General features: G+C 68.5%; 18 protein-coding genes. 12 read left to right on the top strand and 6 right to left on the bottom strand.

Annotated elements, in window-relative coordinates; all coding sequences use genetic code 11:
• The 3 genes from AAG827_RS07100 to AAG827_RS07090 all read left to right on the top strand — a co-directional run.
• Positions 1 to 471, top strand: a 471-nt coding sequence (locus AAG827_RS07100) for a hypothetical protein (protein WP_341925190.1), incomplete at its 5' end; no start/stop codon positions are given.
• Between the two features lie 115 nt (positions 472 to 586).
• On the top strand, positions 587 to 1,237 hold the full coding sequence (locus tag AAG827_RS07095) for a DUF305 domain-containing protein (protein ID WP_341925189.1): 651 nt from the start codon (positions 587 to 589) through the stop codon (positions 1,235 to 1,237).
• A 115-nt stretch (positions 1,238 to 1,352) separates the two neighbouring features.
• Positions 1,353 to 1,943, top strand: a complete 591-nt coding sequence (locus AAG827_RS07090; RefSeq protein WP_341925188.1) for a hypothetical protein — start codon at positions 1,353 to 1,355, stop codon at positions 1,941 to 1,943.
• Positions 1,944 to 2,191: 248 nt separating this feature from the next.
• On the opposite strand, the gene AAG827_RS07085 is transcribed toward AAG827_RS07090, so the two are convergent.
• Positions 2,192 to 2,491 (bottom strand): thioredoxin family protein, encoded by a 300-nt coding sequence (locus AAG827_RS07085; RefSeq protein WP_341925187.1) that lies wholly within the window; start codon positions 2,489 to 2,491, stop codon positions 2,192 to 2,194.
• A 385-nt stretch (positions 2,492 to 2,876) separates the two neighbouring features.
• Between AAG827_RS07085 and AAG827_RS07080 the strand changes: the two genes are divergently transcribed.
• From AAG827_RS07080 to AAG827_RS07070, 3 genes are all read left to right on the top strand, one after another.
• On the top strand, positions 2,877 to 3,074 hold the full coding sequence (locus tag AAG827_RS07080; protein ID WP_341925186.1) for a metal-sensing transcriptional repressor: 198 nt from the start codon (positions 2,877 to 2,879) through the stop codon (positions 3,072 to 3,074).
• Positions 3,075 to 3,121: 47 nt separating this feature from the next.
• A complete protein-coding gene (locus AAG827_RS07075; RefSeq protein WP_341925185.1) occupies positions 3,122 to 3,379 on the top strand; it encodes a hypothetical protein in 258 nt (85 codons plus the stop codon).
• A 93-nt stretch (positions 3,380 to 3,472) separates the two neighbouring features.
• The gene (locus AAG827_RS07070; protein ID WP_341925184.1) at positions 3,473 to 3,646 is read left to right on the top strand and encodes a hypothetical protein; all 174 of its coding nucleotides are present in this window, start codon (positions 3,473 to 3,475) and stop codon (positions 3,644 to 3,646) included.
• A gap of 325 nt (positions 3,647 to 3,971) precedes the next feature.
• Here AAG827_RS07070 and AAG827_RS07065 read toward each other — a convergent pair whose 3' ends face one another.
• Entirely contained in the window at positions 3,972 to 4,586 is a 615-nt protein-coding gene (locus AAG827_RS07065) for a TIGR02391 family protein (RefSeq protein WP_341925182.1), read from the bottom strand.
• A 389-nt stretch (positions 4,587 to 4,975) separates the two neighbouring features.
• On the opposite strand from AAG827_RS07065, the gene AAG827_RS07060 reads away from it, so the two are divergent.
• From AAG827_RS07060 to AAG827_RS07050, 3 genes are all read left to right on the top strand, one after another.
• Positions 4,976 to 5,215 (top strand): hypothetical protein, encoded by a 240-nt coding sequence (locus AAG827_RS07060; RefSeq protein ID WP_341925181.1) that lies wholly within the window; start codon positions 4,976 to 4,978, stop codon positions 5,213 to 5,215.
• 479 nt (positions 5,216 to 5,694) lie between these two features.
• Entirely contained in the window at positions 5,695 to 6,051 is a 357-nt protein-coding gene (locus AAG827_RS07055) for a metalloregulator ArsR/SmtB family transcription factor (RefSeq protein WP_341925180.1), read from the top strand.
• Complete coding sequence (locus AAG827_RS07050; protein WP_341925179.1) at positions 6,048 to 6,644, top strand: cadmium resistance transporter; 597 nt, start codon at positions 6,048 to 6,050, stop codon at positions 6,642 to 6,644. The genes AAG827_RS07055 and AAG827_RS07050 overlap by 4 nt, the downstream gene beginning before the upstream one ends.
• Positions 6,645 to 6,811: 167 nt before the next feature.
• Here AAG827_RS07050 and AAG827_RS07045 read toward each other — a convergent pair whose 3' ends face one another.
• Positions 6,812 to 8,167, bottom strand: coding sequence for a hypothetical protein (locus AAG827_RS07045; protein WP_341925178.1), 1,356 nt, complete (start codon positions 8,165 to 8,167; stop codon positions 6,812 to 6,814).
• Positions 8,168 to 8,282: 115 nt separating this feature from the next.
• On the opposite strand from AAG827_RS07045, the gene AAG827_RS07040 reads away from it, so the two are divergent.
• Complete coding sequence (locus AAG827_RS07040; RefSeq protein WP_341925177.1) at positions 8,283 to 9,779, top strand: MFS transporter; 1,497 nt, start codon at positions 8,283 to 8,285, stop codon at positions 9,777 to 9,779.
• A 17-nt stretch (positions 9,780 to 9,796) separates the two neighbouring features.
• Positions 9,797 to 10,357: a TetR/AcrR family transcriptional regulator gene (locus AAG827_RS07035; RefSeq protein WP_341925176.1), complete on the top strand. Its 561-nt coding sequence runs from the start codon at positions 9,797 to 9,799 to the stop codon at positions 10,355 to 10,357.
• Between the two features lie 127 nt (positions 10,358 to 10,484).
• Here AAG827_RS07035 and AAG827_RS07030 read toward each other — a convergent pair whose 3' ends face one another.
• From AAG827_RS07030 to AAG827_RS07020, 3 genes are all read right to left on the bottom strand, one after another.
• The gene (locus AAG827_RS07030; protein WP_341925175.1) at positions 10,485 to 10,784 is read right to left on the bottom strand and encodes a hypothetical protein; all 300 of its coding nucleotides are present in this window, start codon (positions 10,782 to 10,784) and stop codon (positions 10,485 to 10,487) included.
• Between the two features lie 103 nt (positions 10,785 to 10,887).
• Complete coding sequence (locus AAG827_RS07025) at positions 10,888 to 11,745, bottom strand: NAD(P)H-binding protein (RefSeq protein ID WP_341925174.1); 858 nt, start codon at positions 11,743 to 11,745, stop codon at positions 10,888 to 10,890.
• Positions 11,746 to 11,824: 79 nt separating this feature from the next.
• Positions 11,825 to 13,324 (bottom strand): MFS transporter, encoded by a 1,500-nt coding sequence (locus tag AAG827_RS07020; protein ID WP_341925173.1) that lies wholly within the window; start codon positions 13,322 to 13,324, stop codon positions 11,825 to 11,827.
• A 147-nt stretch (positions 13,325 to 13,471) separates the two neighbouring features.
• On the opposite strand from AAG827_RS07020, the gene AAG827_RS07015 reads away from it, so the two are divergent.
• On the top strand, positions 13,472 to 14,125 hold the full coding sequence (locus tag AAG827_RS07015; protein ID WP_341925172.1) for a TetR/AcrR family transcriptional regulator: 654 nt from the start codon (positions 13,472 to 13,474) through the stop codon (positions 14,123 to 14,125).
• Positions 14,126 to 14,174 lie beyond the last annotated feature (49 nt).

The following is a 14,174-nucleotide window of genomic DNA, read 5'->3' as shown; positions in this document are numbered from 1 at the left end:
CCGACGGCTGCCCGGCCCAGCGCACGCACCGCACTGGCGGCCTTCGTGGCGGCCCTGGTCATCGGCATCCTCGGCATGCACGCACTCGCCACCCACGGCACCACGCCCGCCACCGCCTCCGCCTCGAGCGTGACGGTGACGGGCGGCATGCCTGCCCACGAGACGACGGCCTCGGGCGACTCGCACCACGGACAAGCGCACGCCGTGACCTCCGCCGTCTCGACGTCGGCCGCTGACAACGAAGCCGACACTGGCTCCGGGTCGGGGCACGACATGGGCGCCATGGCGACGCTGTGCGTCGTCATGCTCGCCGCCGCCGCGTTGACGCTCGTCGTCCTCCTGGCGGTCCGCATCGTCAGGCCCCTGCTTCCCGCCGCGTTCCACCCCGCCGCCGCACCCGCACGCGCCCTGCCGTGGGTGCGCGGCACCGGCCCACCGCACGTGTGGGCGTTCTCCGTCATCAGGTGCTGACAGGCCCTACGGCCACCCGCTACCGCCGCCGGCAAGGCGGCGACCCACGGCTGGGTGTCGCCGCCGCCTGCCCGCAAGACCCTCGCACCTGCCCCCCTGACATCAGGAGAACCTCATGCACGCCACGCCCAAGACCCGTACCCGCGCCCTCAGTGCGCTCGCCCTCACCCTCGCCCTCGGCGCCGGCCTCACCGCCTGCGGCGACGACGCAGGCAGCCCCGGTAGCTCCGGCAGCGCGACCGAGGTGAGCACCACCGAGCACAACGAGGCCGACGTCACCTTCGCCAGCGACATGATCACCCACCACGCCCAGGCGCTCTCGATGGTCGATCTGACCCTCGACCGCCCGCTCGACCCGGAGGTCCAGGCCCTTGCCGAGGACATCCGCGCCGCTCAGGGACCTGAGATCGAGACCATGGCCGACTGGCTCACCACGTGGGGCGAAGAGGTCCCCGAGACCATGCGCGACCACGCCAACGCCGGCCACGACATGGACGACATGTCCGACAACATGGACGACATGGGCCACGACGACATGCCCGGGATGATGAGCGCCGACGACATGGACGCCCTCGAGAACGCCTCCGACTCCGAGTTCCAGGACCTGTGGCTCGAGATGATGGTCGAGCACCACGAAGGCGCCGTCGAGATGGCGGAGACCGAGACCGAAGACGGCCAGTTCAAGGACGCTGTCGACCTTGCCGGCCAGATCATCGACGCGCAGAAGCAGGAGATCGACACCATGCAAGGCCTCCTCGATTCCTGACGCCGCAACGCGAGCGGACGCCGCCGACGACGGTGGCGTCCGCCCGCGGCGCACGACCCGGACGCCGAGCCATCAGCGGCCCACCCGCGGCCGCCTCGACATCGAAGAAGCCCTCGTGAAGACATCAACCGCGGCCCGGCGGACAACAGCCGCCGCCCTCACGGCAGCCCTCATCACTCTCCTCCTGGCCGGTTGCAGCGACGACCCAGCCAGCAACGCCACCGCCCCCAACGCCACCGCCTCGAGTTCCTCGAGCTCCACCGCGGCACCGCCCGACGAGGAGTCGCTCCCACCCTGGCCGGCCCCCACCGACGTCCCCGCCCGGGTCGCCGCCGCCGGCCTCGACCTCGGCCCCATGGGCACCGCCGAGCACTACCACCCCCACCTGAGCATCACCATCGGCGGCAGCCCGGTGCCCGTCCCGCCCAACATTGGCGTCGACCCGAACACGGGCGCCATGTCCGCGCTCCACACCCACGAGGGCGACGGCACCATCCACATCGAAGCGGACACCGTCGGTGAGAAGTTCACCCTCGGTCAGCTGTTCAACCAGTGGGGCGTCGCCCTTACGCCCACCAGCATCGGCGGTGTCCGCGCCAAGGCCGGGGAGACGGTGACCGTCACCAGCAACGGCACCCCCGTGCCCGGCGACCCCGCCGACCTCCAGCTCGAACCCGACCAGCAGATCGAGCTGACCATCCCCTGACCTCGCGCCGTCGGACGGGCGTCGGCAAGGGCGCGCTCAACCGTCCGTACGGTCGCGCTCTGTCTTCTCCTCGGCGGCATGGACCGGGCTGTGACGCCAAGGGACGACCCACCGGAACAGGTTCAGGAGCGAACGGTGGGACCAGCAGTCGTCGGCGCAACCGCAGGTCCTCGCGCCGAAGCGCTCAGCGACCCGGGTGCCAGCCGCGACGACCAGGTAGACACCGGCCAGCAGCAGGGCAGCACGCCTCACGACAGCACCTCGAGGAGCTGGGCGGTGGTGGGCGATCCCGCGAGACCGCCGGGCGTCGCGTAGACGCGACACGCCAGACCGACCGACTCGCCACCGGACGCGAACGGGTCGGCACCGTCTATCCGGATGGTCGGGGAGCCGAGGAATTTCAACTCGTCGGCCTCCTCGGCCGTCTCGACCCGCACGTACTCCACGGCGGAGCCGTCGCGGCCCAGCGTTCGCAGCGCCTCCGCCAGCCGCACGTCGGCGACCTTCCAGTTGGGGCAGCCGTCAAAGTAGAGCACCTCGACTCGCACCGGTGGTTCCTCCTCGCTGACGGGGTCGTTGTCCACTGTGCCACCCGGCGAGGGCGGCGGCACATGCCTCACGGCACAACGCAGGCGGCCGGGACAGTCCTCGCTGCCCCCGCATGGGGGTCGAAAGACCCTACCCCCGGGGGGTATCTGAGCGCAGCATGGAGTCAAGAGCCGAACCCTGAGGAGGCCGCCATGACTGCACCACAAGGCACCCGAACCGCCGCCAGCCCCCTGGCCGCCGGGACGCACGAGTGCCACGTCCCCGCCGCTGGCACGCACCTGACTGCCTCGATGCCCGGCACGCGCGGCTACGCCACCGGACGAGAGAACTACCTCGTACGGCTCCGCCGCATCGAGGGCCAGGTCCGCGGCGTGCAGAAGATGCTTGCCGACGACCGGTGGTGCCCCGACGTCGTCAACCCAGCTCGCCGCCATCACCCGGGCGACCCAAGAAGTCGCAGCCGGGCTTCTCGACGACCACGTACGGCACTGCGTCCTCGAAGCCGCACGCGACTCCGGAGAAGCCGGACAGGCGCGCATGGACGAAGTCGCAGCAGCCATCCGCCAAGTCATCCGCCTCTGAAGCCACCCCAGCCACCCGCACGACACGACACGAAAAGGAGCACCACGATGAACACCGTCAAGACCCGCAACCCGAACCTCGGGCTGTACGCGGTCGCAGCAGCCATCGCCCTCGTCGGAGCACTGTGGTTCGGCGTCCCCGCCGGCACCCTCGCGTTCGTCGGCATCGCCCTCATCTGCCCGCTGATGATGATGCTGATGATGGGCGGAATGATGGGCGGGATGCACGCCAACGGGACCGGCAGGCAGTCCCACCACGACACCGATCGTTCCAACGAGCGCGACGAGTACTCGTCAGACCGGTGAGGTCGTCATGACCACCCGTCCCACCCCACCCCGACCGACTCCCCGACCTCCACGTCGGGTGGCCGGCCGGACGGGCCCAACAGCCAGCCGGTGATGACCGCGTCCGGCGTCGAGAAGGCGTACATGCGCGGCATCTGGCCAGCCAGGAGCAGCCAAGCCGTTCTGCGTGGCGCAAGCCTCGAGCTGCTCTCGGGCGAGGTCGTCGGCCTGGTCGGAGAGAACGGGTCGGGCAGGTGGCTGAGCACGTTCAGTGACAACCCCTCCTGATCCGTTGTGGGTGGCGGGAGATGAGTCGTCAGTCGCCGTCTTCGATCGTCCATGCGTCGACGACAATCCTTCGGCAGCGACGCGAGTTTGGGTCCCTTGGGCCGCTTCGTAGGCTGTCGGCTCGCGTTGCTGACTGATCCAGGCTCAATAATGGTGCTGGCCGAGGTACTCCAGTGCGCGCTGCAGGTTAGCCGCCTTGGTGTGCGTGGCATCCAGGCGGAGCCAGCCTCCCGAGGGCGGAGCAACTGCTCCTGCCATTCGCCGAGGGTCGCCTCGGCAGTGCCGAAGTCCCACGTCGTTCCTGGCACAGGATTCGTCGCCGACGCTACCTGGGAGATCCTCGCCGTACGTGCGTCCAATCGCGGCAAAAGAACCGAGACGTTCGGAACCCACGACTCTGCTGCTCTCCGCCTTCTGCTCCCGGGTCGCGCAGCACGCCGTCCTTGGGACTGAACGCCTTGCGCATAAGCGCGACACCGACGAGCTCGTTCGGTAAACCGGCAATTCGACGAACCTCGACCTCGACGGCCTTCATGGCCGCGAATGATGCGGTCTCATAGTCCCCGAGAGCGAAGTTCGACCGCGCTGAGGACAGCGCCGACGGGAGGTCGCCGGCGAGTCGGTCTGCCGCCCAGACTTTCGCAAGAGCGCTGGGGTCGTTCGAGACCTCAATGCCAGCGGCGGTCACCCGCTGCCAGGCACTCGGCGGATTTTGAGCCGACAGACCGATGAGGGCGTGGGCCTCTAACCACGCCCAGGCGTCCGAGAGGCGGGCAAGCATCTCCCCGAGGTCAGGAGGTCCGGGCTCGGTGTATCCGCCGCGCTGCTTGAACCCCTGGACGAGGTTGTTGAAGTTGGGCACCGCGCCCAATGATTGCAGAAGCCGCAGGCTGAGATCGGGGAGAGGTAGATGTCGAACGTCGTCGTACGAGAGGGTCATGTCCGCCACCGTAGAACCACACCACGACCTCGGTCGGTGACGATCTCAACTGGTCCCATGTCCAGCGTCGTTTGAAGCCAGACCAACGTCCCGGTGCGGGATGGTCGAGCGGACAGAGGTCGAAGAAGTCACGGTGTCAGGAGCAGCAAAAGGGTAGAGAGCGCCCTTGCTGGCACCTGCTCCTCATCTGGATCGGCACGATGCCAAAGCAACCGGAGCAGGGTCTCGGCGCTGGACCGATGCGGACTTGGCCGGGGACATCCAGTGCACCCAGGGACAGTGCGTAGGGCAAAGGGCCGATGCGACCGAGGCGTGCCTGCCTCGGATAGATCACAGTCGCGACTTCGAGCACGCCGTCCCATGCCAAGCTCGGCTCGAAGGATCGTGGCGTGCCCATTGCTGCCTCAGCGTCCCAGCAGTGCATCGCGGTCTCGTGGACCTGGCGCCGCGTCCAGAAGCCTGTGGTCTGGTTCTCGGGATCCATCGTCCAAGCTGGCGCGTCCGGTGGCCTCTCGGAGATGACGTCGACCAAGTACGAAGCGTGGCGCCGGTACCACGCGGCCAGCGCACCCGGCTCCGCTCCGGCCGGCTCAGGCGTGCACTGCGGGCTGCCGGTGACCACCGCGTGAGCCGCCCACTGGTGAACCCCGCCAAGGTGATCGGCGAGATCGTGGAGTGACCATCCCGGGCATGCTGCGATGGGCGCGTCGAGATCGCCACGTTCGAGAAGCTCCGCGAAACGACTCGTGTGGCTGCGTAGAAGGTCCAGCCAGGCGGGTGGGCTGCTCGTCATGGATCCTCCCTGATGCGGGGTCTCGTCGTCAGTGACCAGCAATCGACAACGGGACTGATCGTATGTCGGCACCTGCTCAGCGAAAGCCACGCAGTGCCTGCCGGAGAGGGATCCCGTTCTGGTCACGCTCCGCGGGACGATCCCATTGCGGCGACCGAGGCGATCCCTCAACGCAATAGGTCTACTTGCCGACTGGCGCCCACAGCCGGTCACCCCTACTGGCGTAGCCCGCAGGGGTGACCGGGCTGTGCTCGCACACGTAACGGAGTCGGGCGCCTGCCGGGACACTTCAGTCTCTGCTGTATAGTTCAGTGAATGCTGACTATTGCTTCTCGCTTGGACGTGATGCATCGGTTGGGCCGCGCGCTGGCAGACCCGACCAGGTCCCGGATCATCCTGACGCTGCTCGACCGGCCGGCCTACCCGGCAGAGCTGGCCCACGATCTGGACCTGACACGCTCCAACGTTTCCAATCATCTGGCGTGCCTACGCGACTGCGGCATCGTTGCTGCCGAACTCGAGGGCCGCAAGACGCGCTATGAGATCGCTGATCCGCACCTGACGCGGGCGCTGACCGCTCTGGTTGACGTCACCCTCGCGGTTGACGAGAACGCCCCGTGCATCGATCCCGTCTGCTCGGTTCCCGGGTGTGGCGCAGAGGTGGGCGCGTGATCCTGGCTTCGGTTCTGCAAGCAATCGGCTTGTTCATCGCGACCAACATCGACGACGTCATCGTGCTCTCCTTGTTCTTCGCCCGTGGCGCGGGTCAACGTGGGACGGCCACCCGCATCCTGGTCGGCCAGTACGTAGGTTTCGTCGGCATCCTCGGTGCCGCTGTGCTGGTGACTATCGGAGCCGGTGCGTTCCTGCCCTCGGCAGCTATCCCATACTTCGGGCTCATCCCCCTGGCTCTCGGTCTCTGGGCTGCATGGCAAGCCTGGCGCGGAGACGATGACGACGATGACGCCAAGATCGCGGGCAAGAAGGTCAGCGCGTGGACCGTCGCAGGAGTCACCTTCGCCAACGGCGGAGACAACATCGGCGTCTACACCCCCGTCTTCCTCAGCGTGGAACCCTCCGCAGTGGTCGCTTACTGCCTCGTCTTCCTCGCGCTCGTCGCGGTCCTAGTCGTACTCGCCAAGTTCGTCGCCACCCGCCCACCGATCGCCGAAGTCCTCGAACGCTGGGAACACATCCTGTTCCCCCTAGTCCTCATCGGCCTCGGCATAGTCATCCTGGTCAGCGGCGGAGCGTTCGGTCTCTGACGGAACCAAAGCGACAAGCGAGGTTCCCAGGCCCGACGCTCCGGTTGAGGATCGCCTTTCGGGACGCCTCACCTGGGTGCGCGGAGACCGTTCGATGGTGAGACCACTGACTGCCACACCAGCGGTCCGTTGGTCTCCGTTGACCGCCGGGGTGTTCCCGCTGGTCGTTACGCGTCGGACGAACGGCGTGGGGTGGGGCGAGGAATGGGTGCCGTGCTGACGTCGGGGTTGCGGGTCAGGGCGAGGTGGGGGAAGGGGGCGACGGTGGCGCGGATGCGTCGCTGTGGCGTGCCGGGGGCGCCCCACAGCACCTCGAGCTGGGTGCCGAGCGTCGCGTGGGTCGAGTCCAGGATCGCGAGCGAGAGCATCTGTCGCTCGCTCGGGCTGAAGATGCGGCCGCTGGAGATGCCGACGACGTCGTCACCGCGCAGGACGTCGTCGCCGACCACGACGCTGTTGCTCGCTGTCCAGATGGGTTCGGCGTAGAGGTCGAGGTGGTCGGCTGGGTGGTCGTCGAACTGGCTCGCGACCACCGCGACGACGTCGTCCCGGTTCCAGGCCAGGGTCACGGGACGTCGGCCCTGGACGGCTTGTTCGAGGGCGGCTCGGCCGGTGAAGTCGTGGTTGAACGTGACGAGGTCGCCCCAGCCGAAGTCGAACGGGGTGCCGAAACGCTTGCTGGCGTCGGGTCCGGCGCTGCCGGGGAGTTGGGTGAGGAACTGGTCGGCATCGCCGTCGAGGAACGCCATCAGGTCCGGGTCGTCGGTCCAGGCCGGCAGGAAGTGGATGAACGCCTGCACGTATCCGTTCTGTGTGTGGTTCATGCCGTATGCCCTCAGGCCGAGTCGAACCAGGCCGAGGTCCTGACCGGCTGCGACGAGTGCGTCGTAGACCGCGGGTGCGCTGGCCAGGGGCCCGTGGACCTCGTAGGCCAGGGTGCCGGCCACGCCGAAGCGGAATGCGCGGACCTCGACGGGACCCTCCGAGGTGTCGATCGAGGTCGGGGTGTGGCGCAGGAAGCGCAGCGAGTGGAGGTCGGTGGCGGTCGCGCGCTCCAGGATCTCCAGCGACCTGGGACCACCGACCTGGAACAGGAACAGCTCGTGGCTGAGGTCCTCGAGAGTGACGTCGTAACCACCGCTCTCCACGAGGTAGCGCAGCACCGGGTTGAGGAAGAAGCAGTTGAACTCCTCCTCACCGATGCGCATGATTACGCCGTCGGCGATCACGTTGCCGGACTCGGCGCACATGACGGCGTGCTTTGCACCGCCGACGCGGAACACCGAGAAGTCGTTGACGCAGGACTCTTCGAGCAATCGCAGCGCGTCCGGGCCAGAAAGTCGGAACGGGTCCGCCGGGTTGAGCCCCGCGTGCAGGTAGGCGGTCGTCTTCCACGACCGCTCCTCGGTCCGCACTCCGTCGAACTCGAACGGGGTCGGCACCCCGAGAGCGGTGTTGTACGACGCGACCCCCGCGTCGTGGGAGAGGTAGGGGTTGATCGGGAGACGAACGGAGTCGGTCACGAGGTGTCCCATCGGCGGTCGGGTGGAGATCTGGCACACACAGCGTTGTTACTATACCTTTCGAAAGGTATAGTAACGGACCGTACATGGAAGCACGAGAGAGATGGTCATGACGATGAGCGCGAACCGCCGATGGGCGATGCTGGTGACGGTGGGAGCGGGCCTGCTTCTGATCACCCTGGACAACTCGATCCTTTACACCGCGCTGCCGACGCTGGTCGAGGAGCTCGGAGCGAGCAGCTCGGAGAGCCTCTGGATCATCAACGCCTACCCGGTGGTGATGGCCGGCCTGCTCCTGGGTGCAGGCACGCTGGGCGACCGCATCGGGCACCGCAAGATGTTCTTGATCGGGCTCGTCGTGTTCGGCCTGGCGTCGGTCCTGGCGGCGTTCTCGCCGAATCCGGAGGTCCTGATCGGCGCCCGTGCTGCCCTGGCCGTCGGGGCCGCGACGATGATGCCGGCGACGCTGGCGCTCATCCGGGTGACGTTCGAGGTCGAGCGGGAGCGGAACATCGCCGTTGCGATCTGGGGCAGCCTCGCTCTGGTGGGCTCAGCCCTGGGGCCGATCATCAGTGGCCTGCTGTTGCAGAGCTTCTGGTGGGGATCGGTCTTCCTGATCAACGTGCCGGTCGTGGTTCTCGCGTTCGTCGCGACCCTCGTTCTGGCCCCTCATGTCGATCCCGATCCGTCGAAGAAGTGGGACCTCGTCTCCTCGGTCTACGCCCTGATCACGCTCGTCGGCCTCGTTATCGCCATTAAGGAGGTGGCGAAGGACCCGTCAGTCATCGTGCTGGTCGCGCTCGCGGCGAGCGCGCTCGGCGGTGTGCTGTTCGTACGACGACAGCGGCGCCTGCCCTACCCGCTGCTCGAGTTCTCGATCTTCCGCAACCCGGCGTTCAGCGCCGGCGTGCTCGCGGCTGGCTTCGCGATGTTCGCGATCGCCGGGGTGCAGCTCATCACCACCCAGCGCTTCCAGCTCGTCGAGGGGTTCACTCCCCTCGAGGCCGGATTCCTGGTCGCCGCGGTGGCGCTCGGCTCATTGCCGATGGCCCTGGTGGGCGGCGCGCTGCTGTGGCGGGTCGGTCTTCTCCCCATCATCGCCGGCGGCCTCGCGCTCAGCGTCGTGGGCGCGATCGTCGTCACGCTCAGCTTCGACAGCAGCATGGTCCTCCTGACGGTCGGTCTGGTCGTCCTGGGAGCAGGTGTCGGGGCGGCGATGTCGGTGGCCTCCAGCGCCATCATCGGGAACGTGCCGGCCAGCCGCGCCGGCATGGCGTCCTCGGTGGAGGAGGTGTCCTACGAGTTCGGGAGCCTGACCGCGGTGGCGCTGCTGGGCAGCCTCGTCACCGCCGTCTACACGGCCGCGATCACCGTTCCCGCCGGCGTGTCGAAGGCGGCCTCGGAGAGCCTGGACAACGCACTGGCGATCGCGCGCGAGAATGGCGACACCGGCGGCCTGGTCGCCAACGCCAACGAGGCCTTCGACACCGGATACCTCGTCGTGATGGTCGTCGTCGTCGCCGTGCTCGCCGCGGGCACCGCCGTGACGGGTTGGTTGCTGCGAGACCACGGACCGAAGAACGCGGCCGCCGACGCGGCCGTCTCCCACTGACCCGTACAGGAGGTGCCATGAGGAACAGCAACCGCACCAGGATCCTCGATGCCGCAGCCAGCGTCGTCCAGCGCGAGGGCATCCGCAGCTTCACCTTCGACGCGGTCGCGGCCGAGGCGGGCCTGACCAAAGGTGGGCTGATGTACCACTTCCCCGCCCGCGACGACCTCGTCACCGCCGTCCACCAGCACCTAGCGGCGCGCTGGGAGTCCGCGATGGTCAACGCCCTCGGGAGGCCGGCGGAGCAAGCCACGGCCGATGAGCGCTACGCCGCCTACGCCCGCGTCAACACCGAGGGTGCGTCCCGTGCCGAGATGTTGTTCATCATCGAGAGCTCTACCCACCCTGAGCACGCGGCGCCCTGGGAGGCGGTCATGGCCCGCTGGGCACCGCCGCCCCCGAGCGTCCACGCGTCCGAGGAGGAACTCACCCGCTTCGTCGCACGCCTCGCTGTAGACGGCCTCTGGATGTTCGAGGTCCTCTCCAACGAGACTCTCGACGCAGAGGTGAGGGCATCGCTGTCCGAGCGGCTCGCAGCGACGGTGACCAGGTCTCACGGGTCTGTCGAGGGCCTCTAGCAACAACGACGTTTGCCGATGGTGGATCTCAGGGAGCCGCATCCGGGGCCGCCTGCCCACGAGCCTGGTCATCGAGTGCGCTGACTGCATCGTAGGAGGCGATCAGAGCACGTTGTGTTGCTGGGCTCTAGCGTTCGTTGGGATCGCGGTCGCCGTAGGTGCCGATCTCGTCGAGCACGACAACCGTGGGGCCAGTGGTGCATCGCTCGTCGAGAGTTCGTCGGTACCTCTGGAACGCGGCCAGAGGCCCCAGGACTCCTAGCCCGTCCTTCATCTCCGCGAACGCGACGAACGACAGATCGTCGTCCAATCGGTAGGTGTTGTAGATGAGTCCTGACGGGTTGAGCGCCGCCAACTCGTCGTAGACGGCTGCCAGAAGCTCGAGTTCTTCGTCGACGGCTTCTGGTGTGACGCTCCAGCGGATCATCGCGCGTTGCAATGTCTTTGCTCCTTGTCTTGCAGTTCGTGGGCCAGGGTGAGTGAGCAGCCTGGTGGTGATGGGCAGTGGGTGCGCGTGCAGCTCGTGCGCCCTATGACGAGTGGTTGCTCGAGCTCCAGATCCCAGAGGCCGCGGCGGCAGCGGCGTAGTCGGTGAAGTCCCGCGCGGGCGTGTCGAGCACCTCGGCGACGTCCAGGCTCACGGAGGCGAGCGCACCGGAAGCGATGTCGCCGTACAGGCCGGCCAGCATCTGCGCCCACTCCATGGGCACGCCCTGGGCGATCTGGTGGGCGACGAACGCCTCGACCGTCACCGGCGTGTAGGTGATGGTGCGGCCGGTGGCCCAGCTCAGCTCGGCGGCCACGTCGTCGAACGACAGCAGGCGCGGGCCTGTGAGCTCGTACGACGCCCCCAGGTGCCGGGGGTCGGTGAGGCAGGCGACCGCGACCTCGGCGATGTCGTCGGCGTCGACGAACGCCTCCTGGCCCTGCCCGGCCGGCAGCCGCAGCTCCCCGGCAACGACAGCGGGGTGCAGGAAGTCCTCGCTGAAGTTCTGCGAGAACCACCGCAGCCGCAGCACCGACAGGCCGAGCCCGGCGTCGGTGAGCTGCTGCTCGGAGGCCAGGACCTCCGCAAAGTCCACGGAGTCCCCACCCGTGTTCGGGAACGAGATGACGACAGCGCGCTCGACACCCTGACGCACGGCCTGGTCAGCGAAGGCGCGCAACACCTGCCGGCCGTGCGGCGCGCCGAGGTCGGGGTAGACGAGGTAAGCGTCGGTGACGCCGTCGAGCGCCGGAGCCCAGGTGTCGGGGTCGGTCCAGTCGAACCGGACCGGGGCGCTGCGACCGGCCCGTCGTACGGCGAGGCCGCGCGCCTCCAGGAGGTCGGCGACGCGGCGGCCGGTCTTGCCGGTGGAGCCGGTGATCAGGACGTGGTGGTCGGGCACGATGTGCTCCTGTCGTGGGACGAGACGAGACGGGACGGGGCGGTGCGTGCGCTGCTCGCGCGCTGCGGTCGAGCCGGCATCAGTGCATGGCGCGGGGCGCGTCGCCGTCGGTCTCGATGGCGCCGTGGCGCAGGAGCGCGCCGCAGACGATCGCGGCGGCGACGAACATGGCGCCGGTCCACCAGAAGGCGGTGGTGTAGCTCTCGACGGCGGCGAGCGCCGCATTGGCGCCCGACGGGTCCTTGTCGGCAAGGAAGTCGGTCGCGGCGGACGAGGCCAGCGCGCTCAGCACGGCGATGCCGATGGAGCCGCCGATCTGCTGGGCCGTGTTGACCATGGCCGAGGCGACGCCGGCGTCGTCGGGGTCGACGCCGTATGTCGCGGCGCTGAACCCAGGGGCGATGACGAACCCGAAGCCCGCGCCCACGAGCACGAAGGCGGGCAGCACGTGGGTGGCGTAGCCGCTGTCGAGACCGAGGCGCGAGAGGAGGAACATCCCGGCGGCGGCGAGCACGAACCCGGTCGCGATCGGCAACTTCGGGCCGACCTTGCCGACCAGCGGGCTCGAGATGCCCGCCGCGACCGAGACGCCCGCGATGAGGGGCAGGAACGCGAGGCCGGTCTTCAGCGGGGCGAAGCCAGAGATGGTGCTGAGGTAGAAGGTCATGAAGAGGAAGACCGAGAAGAACCCGATGCCCACGAACGCGACGGCTATGAACGAGCCGCCCCGGGTGCGGTCGCGCACGACGCGCAGCGGCAGCAACGGGTGGGACACGCGCGACTCGATGACGACGAACGCCATGAGTAGTGCGACGCCGAGGGCGATGAAGCCGAGCGTGGTGGCGCTCCCCCAGCCGTCGGCCTCGGCCTCGGCGAGGCCGTAGACCAGCGCCACGAGGCCGGCCACGACGACGATCGTGCCCGGGGTGTCGATGCGGCCGCTGCGCTCGGCGCGGGGCTCCTTCTTCAGCAGGGCGAGAGCGCCGAGCAGGGCGACGACGGCGATCGGCACGTTGACGTACATGCACCAGCGCCACGAGAGGTACTCGGTGAGCGCCCCGCCGAGGATGACGCCGACGGCGCCGCCCGCGCCCGAGACGGCGGCGAAGACGGCGAACGCCGTGGCCCGCTCCTTGGCGTCGACGAAGATGACGGTCAGCAGCGAGAGCGCGGCGGGCGCGAGCAGCGCGGCCGAGACGCCCTGGGCGCCCCGGGCGGCGACGAGCAGCTCGAAGCTGGTCGCGGCGCCACCGAGGCCCGACGAGATGGCGAAGCCGAGCAGGCCGGCGACGAACATGGGCTTGCGTCCGATGATGTCGCTCAAGCGGCCGCCGAGCAGCAGGAGTGAACCGAAGCCGAGGGCGTAGGCGGTGACGATCCACTGCCGGTTCTCGTTGTCGAACGAGAGGTCGCTCTGCGCGTTCGGCAGCGCGATGTTCACAATCGAGGAGTCGAGCACGACCATCAGCTGGGCCAGGCCGATCGTGGCGAGGATCAGCCAGCGGGCCGCGTGGTGGGGGCTTGGCGCGGCGACGGAGGTCGCGTCGGGGTCGTTGATGGGAGGGTGGGCAGAGGACACGAGGGCTCGTCTCTGGATCACGGAACGCGCAAAGAGGCCCGGGGCACTGGAGGGCTAGCCGGGACATCGAGCAGAACGCTCGACCACATTCGATGACGGACTGTATTCCAGAAGACGAACCGTCACAAGTCGGTAGAGTTGGAGTCGATGGCCACACGCAAGTACGAGCAGAGTCTGCGCGCCGAGGCGGCGGAGCAGACCCGTCGCCGCATCCTCGACGCGGTCGACGCCCGGCTGCGCGCCGCGCCCGCCGAGCCGGTCAACCTCGACACGATCGCGCGGGAGGCCCGCGTGGCCCGCCCGACCATCTACGCCGTCTTCGGCTCCCGCGCGGGCCTGTTCACCGCACTGGCCCACGACCTGCTCGCCCGGGGCGGGTTCGACCGCGTACGAACGTCCGCACTGCACCCTGACCCCATCCAGGGAATGCGGGACGGCTTTACCGCCGTCACCGACTTCTACGCGACCCACCGCGACGTGCTGCGGTCGCTGTTCTCGATGGCCGCTCTCGACGCCGAGGCCGTCGGCGGCGCGATTGCGACCCTCGAGGAAGGTCGCGCCGCAGGCATGGTCGACCTGGCCGGTCGGCTCCACGACGCAGGCTTCTTGCGCCCCGATGTCACCCCCGACGCGGCCGTCGACACCCTGTGGCTGCTCACGAGTTTCGACAGCTTCGACCTGCTCCACGCCGGGCGGGGACTCGCCGCCACCGAGGTGGCCCGACGGCTCATCGACATCACCGAGCACACCCTCGACGGCCGGGATAGAATCCAGCCGCGAACAGGCTTAGACCCGCAGTAGAGTTGATCCGCGGGATCAAACTCCCAACCAGGAGCGACCGCGCCATACC

Source organism: Nocardioides psychrotolerans (assembly GCF_943371775.1).
Taxonomy (GTDB): domain Bacteria; phylum Actinomycetota; class Actinomycetes; order Propionibacteriales; family Nocardioidaceae; genus Nocardioides; species Nocardioides psychrotolerans_A.
This window is presented reverse-complemented; position numbering and strand designations above follow the sequence as displayed.

Bases quoted from the DNA above. Each gene is read 5' to 3' on its own strand.
- AAG827_RS07070 (WP_341925184.1), top strand. From the start codon at position 3,473: ATGACCGCGTCCGGCGTCGAGAAGGCGTACATGCGCGGCATCTGGCCA.
- AAG827_RS07035 (WP_341925176.1), top strand. From the start codon at position 9,797: ATGAGGAACAGCAACCGCACCAGGATCCTCGATGCCGCAGCCAGCGTC.
- AAG827_RS07055 (WP_341925180.1), top strand. From the start codon at position 5,695: ATGCTGACTATTGCTTCTCGCTTGGACGTGATGCATCGGTTGGGCCGC.
- AAG827_RS07095 (WP_341925189.1), top strand. From the start codon at position 587: ATGCACGCCACGCCCAAGACCCGTACCCGCGCCCTCAGTGCGCTCGCC.
- AAG827_RS07075 (WP_341925185.1), top strand. From the start codon at position 3,122: ATGAACACCGTCAAGACCCGCAACCCGAACCTCGGGCTGTACGCGGTC.
- AAG827_RS07030 (WP_341925175.1), bottom strand. From the start codon at position 10,784: ATGATCCGCTGGAGCGTCACACCAGAAGCCGTCGACGAAGAACTCGAG.
- AAG827_RS07015 (WP_341925172.1), top strand. From the start codon at position 13,472: ATGGCCACACGCAAGTACGAGCAGAGTCTGCGCGCCGAGGCGGCGGAG.
- AAG827_RS07040 (WP_341925177.1), top strand. From the start codon at position 8,283: ATGAGCGCGAACCGCCGATGGGCGATGCTGGTGACGGTGGGAGCGGGC.
- AAG827_RS07065 (WP_341925182.1), bottom strand. From the start codon at position 4,586: ATGACCCTCTCGTACGACGACGTTCGACATCTACCTCTCCCCGATCTC.